12 protein-coding genes are annotated in these 13066 nt (G+C 61.3%); 9 read left to right on the forward strand and 3 right to left on the reverse strand.

Going from position 1 to position 13066, the window contains the following annotated elements; genetic code table 11:
* Positions 1-3 precede the first annotated feature (3 nt).
* From AB5I78_RS16990 to AB5I78_RS17025, 8 genes are read left to right on the forward strand one after another with little or no spacing between them, the layout of a single operon-like run.
* A complete protein-coding gene (locus tag AB5I78_RS16990; protein ID WP_369302996.1) occupies positions 4-888 on the forward strand; it encodes a TatD family hydrolase in 885 nt (294 codons plus the stop codon).
* Positions 885-2099, forward strand: coding sequence for a metabolite traffic protein EboE (gene eboE / locus AB5I78_RS16995; protein ID WP_369302997.1), 1215 nt, complete (start codon positions 885-887; stop codon positions 2097-2099). The genes AB5I78_RS16990 and eboE overlap by 4 nt, the downstream gene beginning before the upstream one ends.
* Positions 2089-3534, forward strand: coding sequence for an alkaline phosphatase family protein (locus AB5I78_RS17000; protein WP_369302998.1), 1446 nt, complete (start codon positions 2089-2091; stop codon positions 3532-3534). Before eboE ends, AB5I78_RS17000 begins: the two co-directional genes overlap by 11 nt.
* Positions 3504-4646 (forward strand): hypothetical protein, encoded by a 1143-nt coding sequence (locus AB5I78_RS17005; protein ID WP_369302999.1) that lies wholly within the window; start codon positions 3504-3506, stop codon positions 4644-4646. Before AB5I78_RS17000 ends, AB5I78_RS17005 begins: the two co-directional genes overlap by 31 nt.
* Positions 4647-4656: 10 nt before the next feature.
* Positions 4657-7020, forward strand: a complete 2364-nt coding sequence (locus AB5I78_RS17010; RefSeq protein WP_369303000.1) for a hypothetical protein — start codon at positions 4657-4659, stop codon at positions 7018-7020.
* A gap of 58 nt (positions 7021-7078) precedes the next feature.
* Positions 7079-8377, forward strand: coding sequence for a hypothetical protein (locus tag AB5I78_RS17015; RefSeq protein WP_369303001.1), 1299 nt, complete (start codon positions 7079-7081; stop codon positions 8375-8377).
* Positions 8378-8380: 3 nt separating this feature from the next.
* The gene (locus AB5I78_RS17020) at positions 8381-10189 is read left to right on the forward strand and encodes a hypothetical protein (protein ID WP_369303002.1); all 1809 of its coding nucleotides are present in this window, start codon (positions 8381-8383) and stop codon (positions 10187-10189) included.
* Positions 10190-10201: 12 nt separating this feature from the next.
* Positions 10202-11251 carry a hypothetical protein gene (locus AB5I78_RS17025; protein WP_369303003.1) on the forward strand — a complete coding sequence of 350 codons (1050 nt, stop codon included), beginning with the start codon at positions 10202-10204 and terminating at the stop codon, positions 11249-11251.
* A 2-nt stretch (positions 11252-11253) separates the two neighbouring features.
* Here AB5I78_RS17025 and AB5I78_RS17030 read toward each other — a convergent pair whose 3' ends face one another.
* Entirely contained in the window at positions 11254-11550 is a 297-nt protein-coding gene (locus AB5I78_RS17030) for a putative quinol monooxygenase (protein WP_369303004.1), read from the reverse strand.
* A gap of 406 nt (positions 11551-11956) precedes the next feature.
* Here AB5I78_RS17030 and AB5I78_RS17035 point away from each other — a divergent pair, with 406 nt between their 5' ends.
* On the forward strand, positions 11957-12091 hold the full coding sequence (locus tag AB5I78_RS17035) for a hypothetical protein (protein WP_369303005.1): 135 nt from the start codon (positions 11957-11959) through the stop codon (positions 12089-12091).
* A 59-nt stretch (positions 12092-12150) separates the two neighbouring features.
* Here the strand turns inward: AB5I78_RS17035 and AB5I78_RS17040 are convergent, their stop codons facing one another.
* The gene (locus AB5I78_RS17040) at positions 12151-12402 is read right to left on the reverse strand and encodes a hypothetical protein (protein WP_369303006.1); all 252 of its coding nucleotides are present in this window, start codon (positions 12400-12402) and stop codon (positions 12151-12153) included.
* Positions 12403-12523: 121 nt separating this feature from the next.
* Positions 12524-12721 carry a hypothetical protein gene (locus tag AB5I78_RS17045; protein ID WP_145164776.1) on the reverse strand — a complete coding sequence of 66 codons (198 nt, stop codon included), beginning with the start codon at positions 12719-12721 and terminating at the stop codon, positions 12524-12526.
* Positions 12722-13066 lie beyond the last annotated feature (345 nt).

Raw genomic sequence — 13066 nt, forward strand, 5'->3', positions numbered from 1 at the left:
ACCATGCTCAAGTACTTCGATCCGCATATTCATATGGTCAGCCGCACCACCGACGACTACCAGAACATGGCCGCCGCCGGCATCACCGGCGTGATCGAACCGGCGTTCTGGCAGGGCCAGGCGCGCACCAGTGTCGGCAGTTTTGTCGACTACTTTGACACGCTGCTGGGCTGGGAACGCTTTCGCGCGAGCATGTTTGGCATTCATCACTTCTGCACCATCGGCCTGAACCCCAAAGAAGCGAATGACCTGTCGATCGCCAATCAAGTGCTGCAGATTCTGCCGCGCTACCTGGTCAAGGACGGCGTGGTGGCAGTGGGCGAAATCGGCTACGACGACATCACCCCTGAAGAGGACCGTTTTCTCGCCGCGCAGCTGGAGCTGGCCAAGCAATTCAACCTGCCGGTGCTGGTGCACACGCCGCACCGCGACAAGATCGGCGGCACCAAACGCACCCTCGCGGTGATCCGTGAAGTAGGCATCGCCGAGCACCTGGTGATCATCGACCACCTCAACGAACTGACCTTGCCGCTGGTGCTCGACAGCGAGTGCTGGCGCGGCCATTCCATCTACCCCAACACCAAGATGTCGGAGCAGCGCATGGTCGCGCTGCTCAAGGAATACGGCACCGAAAAAATGGTGGTCAACAGCGCTGCCGACTGGGGCATCAGCGACCCACTCAAAGTGCCCAAGACCGGCCAGGCGATGTTGGCCGCAGGCTTCAGCGAAGCCCAGGTGGAACAGGTGCTGTTCCATAACCCGGTGGACTTTTTTGCCCAAAGTGGCCAGCTCGACAAGGCGCTGGTGAGCACGCCACTGCCCATCGACCAGCGCAAGCAATGGCAGGAAAACTCCGCCCTGCGCGGCCAGGAACCGGTGGTCAAATGAGTGTCGGCAGCGGCTGGACGGCCGCCCAACTCGGGTATTGCAGCAATGTGCACCCGACCCGCGACCTGGCCGGGTTACGTGCCTCGATCAAGCAGCACTTTGAAGGCGTGCGCAGTTTGCGCGGGCTGCGGCAACAGGACAGCGGCCTGTGGATTTGCGCTCATGCGGCGGCGCAGCTGCAGCAGGAATCGGCGCGCGTGCCGTTCCTGGCATTGCTCAAGCAAAGCGGCTTGCGCCTGACCTCGCTGAACGGCTTTCCCTATGGCGAATTTCATCGGGGCGCCGTCAAAGCCGACGTCTACCTGCCCAATTGGGCCGACCCGCAACGCCTGGCCTACAGCCTGGACCTGGCGCGCATCCTCGCCGATGCCTTGCCAAACGACTGCCGCCACGGTGTGATTTCCACGGTACCGCTGGGCTATGCCGCCACCTGGACGCCGGCATTGCAGGCGCGCGCCGACGAGCATCTGAGCCAACTCACCGCCGCACTCGCCCACCTGCATTGGCAAACCGGCAAGAAAATCGTGTTCTGCCTGGAAATGGAACCGGACTGCGTGCTGGAAAACACCGAGCAGGCCATCGCGTTTTTCCAGCGCCGGCACACCATGGACCCCAACCATGCCTACTTGGCGTTGTGCTTCGATGTGTGCCACCAGGCGGTGATGTTCGAAGACGGCTACCAGTCGCTGGAACGGCTGCGCGCGGCCGAGGTGCCGGTGGGCAAGGTCCAGCTGTCCAACGCGATGATTTGCCGCTTGCCATCGGACGATGCCAGCCGGCGCGAACACGTGCTCAAGACCCTGAGCACCTTCGCCGAACTCACCTACTTGCACCAGGTGAAAGCGCTCACGCCCCAGGGCCATCGAGTGGCCTGGCCAGACCTGCCGGCCGCCCTGACTGACTGCGCCGGGTTCGACGAACTGCGCATCCACTTCCACATCCCGCTGTTCAGCGACCACCTGTTGTTGCCCGAACTCAGCGGCAGCCAGGTTGCCCTGGCGCAGACCTTCGATTACCTGGCGGCGCATGCCGATTTTCGCCCGGTGCTGGAGGTGGAAACCTACAGCTGGGGCGTGCTGCCCGTCGAATTGCGGCCCGCAACCGAGGCCGCTCAACTGGCCGGCATCGCCGCCGAACTGCGCTGGGTCGAAGAGCAACTGCGCCAGCGCAACCTGTTGCATGTGCGGGAGGCCTACGCCGATGCCCTCTGAACAACCGCTGCTGCTGATGAATGTGGTCGGGCTGACGCCCTCGCTGCTGGGCGAAGCGACGCCGCACATCAACACCCTGCTCAAGACCGCCAAGATAGCCAACCTGCAACCGGTGTTCCCCGCCGTGACCTCGACGGTGCAGGCTTCGATCCTCACCGGCGCACCGCCGTCGCAGCACGGGATTGTCGGCAATGGCTGGTACTTTCGCGATCAGGCCGAGGTGCGTTTCTGGCTGCAACCCAACACGCTGATCCAGGGCGAAAAGGTCTGGCACACGCTCAAGCGCGAGCTGCCGGGCTTTCGCTGCAGCCAGTTGTTCTGGTGGTACAACATGTACGCCGACGTAGACGCCGCCATCACCCCGCGCCCGCATTACCCGGCCGATGGGCGCAAACAGTTCGGCCTGTATTCGTCACCGCCCGGCCTGCATGAGCAGATCGAGGCGCAGATTGGCGAGTTCCCTTTCCATGGCTTCTGGGGGCCGGCCGCGGGCATTGCATCAAGCCGGTGGATCGTCGATTGCGCGATGGCCGAGTTCCAGATCAATCGCCCTCACCTGCAATTGATCTACTTGCCTCACCTCGACTACAGCTTGCAGCGCGTGGGGCCTGAGCACCCCTCGATTGCCGATGAAGTGCGCGCCATCGACGCCGAGGTTGGGCGCCTGCTGGCCTTCGCCGAGGCGCAGGGGGCAGCGGTGATGGTGCTGTCGGAGTACGGCATCGAAGCGGTCGAGCAGTCGGTGTCGATCAACCGCGTGCTGCGCGCCGAAGGCCTGTTGCAGGTGCGCCAATCCGTGAGCTGGGAATTGCTCGACCCGGGCGCCAGTGCGGCGTTTGCGGTGGCCGATCATCAGGTTGCGCACATCTACGTGAAGCAGGCACAGGACATTGCGCGGATCAAAGCCTTGCTGCTGCGCCAGCCCGGTATCGAGCAAGTGCTCGATAAAGCCGAGCAACGCGCCTGGCAGCTCGATCACTCGCGCAGCGGCGAGCTGGTGGCCGTGGCCGCCGCGGGGTACTGGTTCGATTACTACTACTGGCTGGATGAGCGCAAGGCGCCGGACTTTGCGCGCACCGTGGACATCCACCGCAAGCCTGGCTACGACCCGGTCGAGCTGTTCATCGACCCGGCGATTCGCTTCCCCAAACTGAAAATGGCGCGCCGCCTGCTGCAAAAAAAGCTCGGCTTTCGCTACTACATGGACCTGATCGCGCTGGACACCACGCTGGTGCGTGGCAGCCACGGCCGCCTGCCCAGCAGCGCACAGACCGGCCCATTGCTGATCACCAATTGCGACCTGGCGTTACCGAAGCAGCTTGCGGCGACGGCAGTCAAGCAACTGCTCCTGGAACATTTCCTGGGGCGCCCACACCTCGAACTGGCCAATGCCAAGGAGCTTCCATGCGGCGAGCCTTATCTATCACTGTCCTGAGTGCACTGGCCGGATTGGCCCAGGCCCAAGGCGCAAGCACGGCCTTCGACTGCACGAATTTTCTGCAGTTTGGCGGCAACCTGGACAAGACGCGAGCCACCTTCACCCAGAGCCCCGAGACCCTGGCCTGGAACTGGTTTGTCTGCCTCAATCAACCGGCTGCGGCACAAAGCCCTGATCGGGCCTGGGAAACCATGAAGCCTTCAGACCAGGTTTACCTGGCCAATGGCACGCAACCCCTGCCCTACGCCCAGCGCACACCCGTGCCCGCTGCGGTGCTGACGCAAGCCCAGGCGATGGGCATGAACGTCAATCGTCTGTTTCACAACCTCAACGCCACGCAACAGGTGGACGGGCTGATCCTGGAAATGGGCGGCCAGGTGCCGCAAGCCCAGCAAGGCCAGGCGGTGCGGTTTCAGCTGCTGATGGGCCCGGACACCTTCAACTACATCGTGCAGCAGAAGGTTTACAACGTGAATGGCCAGGCCGCCTTGACCAGCGACCTCAACTTTCCCTCCACGGCCTGGGAACTGAAGGCCGCCTGGCTGTGGATCGGCAACAACCCGACCTACCAGCAGCAACTGGCCAACGATGGCTACTACATCGCCCAGACCTACTACCAGCAAGGCAGTGAGTACGTGGTCGGCTATGCCGCGTTGAGCGGCTTGCATGTGATCAACAAGTTGAACCCCGACTGGGTGTGGACCACCTTCGAAAACCGCAACAACAGTAAGTACACCGTGACCAACGCGATCCCGCCCACGCCGATGACCAACAGCACCGGGCCGACCCCGGCGGCGCAACCGGTCAATACGAGTTTTCAGGCAAGTAACCCGACGCTGGCGCAATACGAGTTGATCGGCGTGCAATCCAATACCACGCCCACGCTGCTCGCCAACTCCCAATTGGAATCGGCGTTCCAGAACGAGTCGTCGTGTTTCGCCTGCCACGGCACCGCCGCGTATTCGCCGACCAAGGGCTACTTCAATTTCGCCCTCAAACAAGACGGCGGCATCGTTTACCCAACCGCCGCACTGCCGGCTTCCGACTTTGTCGGGTATCACAAACTGGACTTTGTCTGGTCGCTCAAACGCGCCCAGTGGCAACGCTAAGGAGCCTCACATGAGCGTATTGAATTTCCCGCGTATCTACCTGGGCGGCCATATGTTCTGGAACCCGCCGACCGCTAACAACAACGACATGTACCCGCTTTACGATGCGGTCAAAATGCAGATGAACTGGCGGTTCCTGGAAGCCTTCAAGATCACGCCGCTGAACGCCGCCAGCCAACTGCTGCCGTGGACCATCGCGCCACTGGCGCCAGCCGCCGTACCGGACTACGTGATGCAGGTGCCGGGCAATGCCGGGCAGTTGGCATCCCCCATGATTCCCGGCGAATGGAACCTGTTCGGCGATAACGCCTGCGGCACCGTGAGCTACAACCAGACCCAGTCGGTGATCACCGGCGGCGAGTTGCCCGACGGTGGTTACGTCAGCCAGGACCCGCTGATCAATCAAAGTTATCAGCTGCTCGGCAATCCGTTTGGCGGCGCGCCGACGTCGCCGGCGCGTTTTGTCGACGTGAGCCCGTGGCAGAACACTTTCACCGCGCTGTACTTCGACAAACTGGTGCTGGGCAATGCGCAATGCGGCCTGACGCTCAACCGCGAGCACCGCATGCTGGACCGTTTCCTCAACTTCAACTGGGCCAACCTCGGCGGCCTGGCGTACGTGACCACCACCTGGCAGACCTGCTTTGCGAAGGAAAACCTGGAGTGGGTGATCGGCAACTCGGCCTTGCTGCAAAACCTGCAGGCGCAGATGGCGCAACAACAGGCCAAGGGGCTGATGTTCCGCTTTACCACCTACCTGACCTGCTACGACAAGAACGGCATCTTCAACAACTATCCACCCATCAACACCCACAGCGCCACGCCCGAAGCCCAGGCCAAGGTACAGGCCATGTATCAACAGGCGCTGGATAACGTCGGGGATATTTTCTTCAACCCGGCCTATAGCCGTACCGTGGGCAGCTTGGGGTTGTGGTTTGAGAATGAATTCCCCACCGCGCCGGCAGGCAGGCGCCTGGTGCCGGCCGCCAAGGTGGCGATCTACAAAACCTCACCGGGCACCACCAGCCAGGTTCAACTGGGCGTGATCTCGGCCCAGGCCCATGGCAATACCTTGTCGCTGGACCTGGGCAACGCCTTTCCGTTCTACCCCATCGACAGCAAAGCCGACATTCCGGTCGCGGCCAAGTACCAGGCCGGCAACTACCAGATCGGTATCCGCCAAGGCACGCAATTCAGCCCATTGGCCAGCTTTGGCTATGACGATTACCAGCAATTGGCGTTCGACAAGCGCGCCGGCATCCTCGACCTGCCGCTCACCGTCGAGGCCCAGGCGCAGCTGCAATCCGGCACGCTGGAACTGCAACAGCAAGGCACCACGCCGGTCATCGCCGCGATCCAGCAACTGTGGACCGCCGAGGTGGTAGAGAGCGCCAGCTTTATCGACGTGGGCGACACCAAGACGTTGCAGGTGATGGTGCAATACGACGGCCAGCCCGCACCGGCCGGCACCACGTTGTGGGTGGCCGAATACGGTAATGCCTACATGCTGTGCACCACCGATTACTACCTGGCGTTCAGTAACGCAGCGGACTTTTCGCTGTTCAACAACGACCCGCAGAACCCGGCCAACAACAGCCCCTGCCTGCCGCAATTCGTCGGTGCGAAGACCCTGGCCGGCCAGATCACCGAAGGCACGGGCCGCCAGCTCATGGCAACCCGGCTGGCGGTGCCCGCCGATCAAACCGTGCCGGTGACCTACCAGCAATTCCTGCCGACGCCCGCCGCTGTCGCCCTGAGCCCGACGCTGACGTTCGCCAACCCGATCACCCTGCAACGCACGTTGCAAGACCCGCTGAACAGCCCGGTGCAATTTAGCTTGACCAAGATCCAGACCGACGCCAATGGCATCGCCAACCTGACGGTCACGGCCCAGGCGCCGGGCTTTCCGACCTTGCGTTTCTTTGTCCAGGAAGGCCAGCAGGAACCGGAGATTCCTTTCAGCTTTCCGCTCAACCAGGCCTTTACCGATTTTCTCGCGCCGCTGCGTGTGCTGCCGCTGGAACCGCAGATGCAACAGGATTTCGTCAACACGTGGAACCTGATTTATCAGCGTGAAAATGCCGGCCAGCTGATCTGGGAGACCTTCATCTACCCGTTCATCCTGCAGCCGTTCTATTACCTCTACCCGATCATGAGCAAGTACATGCCGCTCAATAACCTGACGCGCATCGAGGGCGCCGTCGACCAACTGATCGTGTTGATCAGCAAGGCCTATCAGGAGGAAAGCACGCTGGCGATGCCCATCACGCGGGACATGCCGCAAAGCCGTCGCGCCGTGCTGGAACTGTGGGCGCAGGCGTTGGTGAAGCGTAACTATCCACCCGTCCCGCTGAGCATGAACGACTACGCGTAAGCCACGCACAGGACCACCGGGTGACGCCCCTGTCACCCGGTTTTCAAAGGAGTGTGTTATGAACGCCAGCCTCTTGAGCCGACTGTTGCTATTGCTGATGCTGCTCAGCCCCGGCGCCTTTGCCAGGGACGACAGCGGCAAGCCCTCGGCATTGGCCACGCAACTCAATTGCCAGCCGCCCACGAGCGCGCCCGCGGCCACTGCCAGCCAGGACCAGTTCGATCAATACAGCTGGCAGCTTTTTGTTGCCTTGAACTGGCCGGCACAGGACGGGCAGCGCGGCGCGCCCAACTGCAGCAAACAACCCGGCGACCCCGGCTACACCGTGTGGCAGACCTACAAGACCGTCAGCGAAATTTTCCTGCCGGGGGCCGCCAACCCCGGGCCGTGGAATAGCCCGCTGACCGCCAGAAGCCTGGGCATCATCAACATCGCAGCGCTGAAAAACAGCTCACTGGTCAACTCCATCGACCAGGCGGTGGGCGGCTGGTTGATCGATCAGGCAGGCAACCCGACCTACTACGATATTTCGGCCAACCAGGCGTCCTACAACTACATCGTCGGCAATAACTTCTACAACGCGAATGTGGTGTCCAGGGCCAATACCATCAACTTCCCCAATGGCGTGATCGAGGTTAAATCCAGCTGGCGCGTGCTCACCGCCCGTGACAATGCCAGCCATTACCTCACGCAATTTGCCCGCGTGGCGCGGTTCAACAGCCAGGGGCAGCGCATTGGCGTCGGCGAGGCGTACCTGGGCCTGGTGGGCTTGCACATCATCACCAAGGTCAACGGTTACCCGCAGTGGATCTGGTCCACTTTCGAGCAGGTCGAGAACGTGCCGCCCAAAGCCAAAGTCAACGGTCAATGGGTCGATCAACCGGCGCCCGGCACGGCCTATTCCTACTTCAATGCGGCCGCGCCCGCCGCCGCGCTGAATCAGTCACCCTGCAACTGGCAAACACAAGGCGCCCAGCTGGTCTGCGTGCCCAAGCCCGGCACCACGTTCCAGACGCCCAACCCGCTGAACCGCGTGACGCCCATTGCGGATGTAACGAGTTGGGTGAACAACAACTATCGCAATGATCCGGGCCTGCAACGCAGCGTGTTGAAGTACTACCAGTTGATCACCACCCAGCGCCCGCTGATGCCGAACAACCCAGGCAACCCACTGGGCCAGCCGACCCCGGCGCTGTCGGCCAACGTGACCATGGAAAGCTATATCCAGCCCACCAGCAGTTGCATGAACTGCCATTCGATGGCGACACCGGTGAAGAGCCCGTTCAAGTCCGACTTCTCCTACCTGTTCAAATTTGCCAACAGCCCCATCACCCCACACGCCACGGGCAAGGAATAGACCATGAGCATCCTCAACGGACCACGACTGAATTTCTGGGGCGGCATCCGCACGGACGTGAGCTTGCCGAACAACTCGCCGACCATTCCTTTTAATGGCAACAAGCAATGGCCGCTCTTCGATCTGACCACGTCGACCCTGGCACCCGGCGCGCAGTCTTACACCGACGACCAGTTGAACAGCATGATCAACGCGCCCGACGGCAACTACTACACCGCCGGCGGCTGGAACCACTACGGCCAGCACGTGGTGGACATGCAGAACGCCTTGATCAGTTCCCAAGGCAGCCCCGGCAATATCAGCACCACGGGTGACCAGGTCGGTCAGCCGGTGTACCTGCTCGGGTCGGTGGACCCGGTGAGCGGCCAGGCACCGGTGTCCGGGCCGATGATGGTGGATCTGGACCCCAGCGCCTCGACCACCACGCAGATTTTTGTCGGCGGCCTGCAAATCGGCAGCAACGACAATATCCAGCTGCTGATTCGCTGCAATGCGGTGTGCAGCAGTTTCGACGTGACCGGGCGCGTGCTCGAGCCGGCAAAGATGGACGCTCCGGGTTCGTTCCATGCCAGCGGCACGTTCCAGCTGACGTTCCCGCTGAGCAGCATCGTCAGCTGGAACCCGAACAGCAGCGGCCTCAAGGCGATCATCCAGGCGCCGGGCGCGACGGGCATCGTCCTGCGTTTCGTGATGTTCGAGATGTGCCCGCAGATGACCACCGCGCAGCTCGATGCCGATTATGCTGCCGGTAAATACACGCCCAACCCGAGCATTGGCCGCGTCATCGGTACGCTGGCCCCGGCGTTTGCCGGCGAGCCGCTGAGCTGTCAGCCGGGGCGGCAATTGGTCAATGCGGCCACGAACAACGCCGCCTATGCGGCGCTGGGCAATAACGGGCTGTTGAGCCTGGACATGGTCAATGTGATTCCCAAGCAAACCTTCCGCGCGGTACGGGACGACATCACCAGCCCGATCGGGCCGAACGCGAATTATGGGCCGGTGACCATTTCAGCCGGTGCCGCGCCGCTGATCACCCTTAACCCGGCTGCCAGCCCGCTGGTCAATTACTACGTGTATGGCGGCATCGTCGATGTGGCGCTGACCACCAGCCAGCAGCAGGCCGTCAGGACCACGCCGTTGGCGATCAACGCCCCTGGCCAGGTGGCCGGGACTCAGTTGCAGGCGACCGAGTCGACCTATCGGGTGTATGCGGATCAGCGCAACGTGTACCTGGAGGATTACCCCAACGGCCTGACGATCACCTTGCAGGTTCGCTACTTGGGCGGGCCGGTGCCCGGCGCCACCAAAGTCAGCCTGGCAGCGAGTGCCCCGGGCGTCTACGAGCAGAAGCAATACACGAACTTTCTCAACTTTCCGACCTCGCTGACGGTGAATGCTGGTCAACAGGCGGTGAGTTTTCCCGTTACGCTCAAATCCGGCAGCGCCGCCCAGGCGGGCTTCGTGGCCCTGACCTACACGGCCAATGGCGTGGACAACGGCGCCTTTTTCACCAACTTCCGAAAATACGCTCAGACCGACTTTGGCATCGCCAAGGGCAGCGTCATTACCTGGCAACAGGTGTACCCGAATGTGCTGCGCTTTCACTACCTGGCCTTCCCCGCCATGTCGCGCTACGTGCCGTTGAACCAGCCTGACGCGATCATGGGCGCGAAGAACGCGATCCTTGCGCGCACCTCGGACGCCTACAAAGGCACCACGCTGTTCATGCCGGTGGTGCGCTCGATGTCCCCCGCTCAGCGCGCACTGCTGCGGGCCTATCTCACCGGCAGCCCGTGGCAGCCACCGCAATAGGAAGCGAACGCTATGACACTTCATATTCCCGCACAGCCCATCGAAGCCCTGCGCCCGAGCAGCGTTATCGCCGAAGGCCTGCTCAACCCGCGTGGCGTGTGCCTGCAAGCCGATGGCAGCCTGTGGCTGGCCGAAGCCGGCTCAGGCGTGGCAGACCAGCCGTTCAGCAGTCGCATCAGTCGGCTGCAGCCCGACCCGCTGAGGCCTGGGGCCTATCTGCCCGGCGAAGTGCTCGCCCAGGGTTTTCGCAGCATGAACCTGCAGGCGCGCATGCTGCGCGATGAAATCATGGGCCTGTCCGACATCGCCTGTGGTGACGGACGTTGCCTGGCCAGCCAAACCGATTACGTCGGCGGTTCCAGACTGCTCGACCTGCAATACAGCCCGCCCGAGCCGGTATTCCACAGCCGTGGCAACCTGAACGCGCTGTGCTACCACCCGACGCGACGCAGTTGGCTGGCGGTGAAACCGGATACCAATCAACTGGTGGAGTTCAGCCACGGCGAGCAAGAACGTGTGCTCGCGCAATTGCCCGTTCTGGATGAGGACCAGGAGGCTGTTCCTGTCACCCTGGTGTACGAGCCGCACACAGACGCCGTCTTGATCAGCCTGTTCTCCGGGGAATTGCACGGCGACCCCGCGCGCAAAGGCATCGACTTTGCCGACTACGCCGGGCAAGTGATTCGAGTGCACCCGGCCAGTGGGCAAATCGAAGTGGTGATTCGCGGCCTGCAACTGCCCACCGGGCTGGCGCTGTGCCCGCAAGGCAATCTGCTGGTGCTGGAGCTGTGCAGCCATCTGCAACAGCCCTTGCTGCCGGACTGGAACGGCGAGCCGCTGCACGGAGGCTTTACCCGCTTTACCGGGCGACTGTTGCGCTGTGACCTGCGCAACGCAACAGTGGAAGTGCTCGCGCGCGGGCTGGATACGCCGTCCAACCTGTGTGTGGTGCAGGACGCGGTAGTGGTGAGCGAAGGCATGGGCTTGACGGGCCGACCGCTGCCGACACCCGACGGCACTGTGGCGCCGCTCAGTGGCAGGCTGCGGCGGGTGCAGCTATGAGCCTAGAGCGCATCCTCTAACAGCAGAACGGTCGCGGGGCCGGCGCGAAAAGACGGATTGTGCCTGGCCGCTTCGACCATATGAGCGGCCTCATGGTGGGCGGCCAGGGCGTCCTTCGAAGCCCACTTTTCGATCAAGACAAAACTGTCGGGGTTGCCGACCACGGGGTGCAAATCGTACTGCAGACAGCCCTGCTCAGCCCTGACCAATGGGGCCAGTTTGGCGAACGCTGCACGTTGCTCGGCGCCCTTGCCGGGCTGCGTATTGATAATGACGACAAGCCGCACTTCATCTGACATGCAAACACCACCGCAAAGTTTGGTTAAGGAAGCCGCACAGTACGTGAGCACGCCGCCAAGGTGCAAAAAAGCCTAATAGAGGGGTGCATTTCACACGGTTTTCACAGTCGGGCGCATAGGCTCAACTCAGCTCCTAAGTGAACACCTTTAAGCCCGCGCCCCCATCGTGGGCTTTTCTTTGTCTGCGATTCTCATTGGTTACTCGCCTTATCGTGGTACCACAGCACTGGCTGCGCGGTTTTTTTGCTCCATTTCACCTGTTTATTGAACTGGATGAATGAGCGATGACGCTGAACCAATCGCCACCCAGCGCAAGAGGTTAAGCACGCGCATAGATAATTTGAATTAGTCAGTTGCCCGCCCGGTCAAGAACTATGAACGCAGTAAATCTGACGAGGTAACAGCAATGACTATCCAAGCAGAGACACTCGTAGCATTGACCGAAGCGCTTCAGGAGCGCGGCCTGAATCTGGTTTCAGATGTGCACTTCACCCGCGCGCCGTATCGGCAAAATCACCGCTGGATTTGCACCGTCGCGTAACGCTGCCTTTTGCCGGCGGTCAGGCTTAATGGCCGACCGCTGGCACCGCGTTGATCACCCTAGTTCGAGCGGCTTTCGTTACGATTTTGTTGTTTTTTAACGCCCTTCCCGGTTTTTCGCTCGTATTGGTGATGACAGAGCCAGACGACCAGAAGCAGGCCTGCCAAGCCAAAAACGAACAGTAACAGCTCTAGTGCGGGACCTTCGTGTGAAAACATTTTTCGTTCCTCATCCTGAAGTCGTGCAAAACCGAAATCGGTCGCACCCGAAATTATTCGTAACAATTCAAACATTTTCAGGTTAATCGCCAAAACCACGCCTGGCAACCCCGAGTCGCCTTAAAACCATTGATCTAGACGGGTTGCATGGGTGATCACGTTCTGCAGGCAATAAAAACCCGGCGCAGTGGCCGGGTTCGCTGAAGTGAAATGATCAATTATCGGGATGTTCACTCGCGACTGAATCAGCCGCGTCCACATCCGACATATCCTCTTCCAGCGGCGCGTCGTCGTCAGGCGGCAATGGGAGCGCGCCCTCATCTTGGCGCGGATCGTGGCCCGTTTCGTTGTCTGTGCCGCGCGTCACGGCTTGTTGGGAAAGGTTTCCTGGCGCCTTCTCGTTGATTTCCATGTTGACTCTCCGCTTTGGCGCACGGGAAATGCGCACTTAAGCTTGAGAGACGGCGCAGCATTCAGAGTGCAAAGCATTAGACGAATGGTGCCGATCAACGCTCGGTCTTAACGCTTTCAGCTTCGGATGTTTACTACCGCGCGCAGGTAGAGCCGCTGTAAACCTGATGGGCCGCCAGCGATGGCCGACGCACAACGTGAAACAACTCACATTTATGCAACGCCGATATTGAAGGTCAATAATTGACCAACCTATATTTCGTTCCACCCGAGCGCTCACCTCTATACGGATATTGTTCTGCGCCAGCTCGGGTCCCCACTTGAGCGCAGGCAATCAAACATTGAG

The organism is Pseudomonas sp. N2-3-1-14 (assembly GCF_041228395.1).
Taxonomy (GTDB): Bacteria; Pseudomonadota; Gammaproteobacteria; order Pseudomonadales; family Pseudomonadaceae; genus Aquipseudomonas.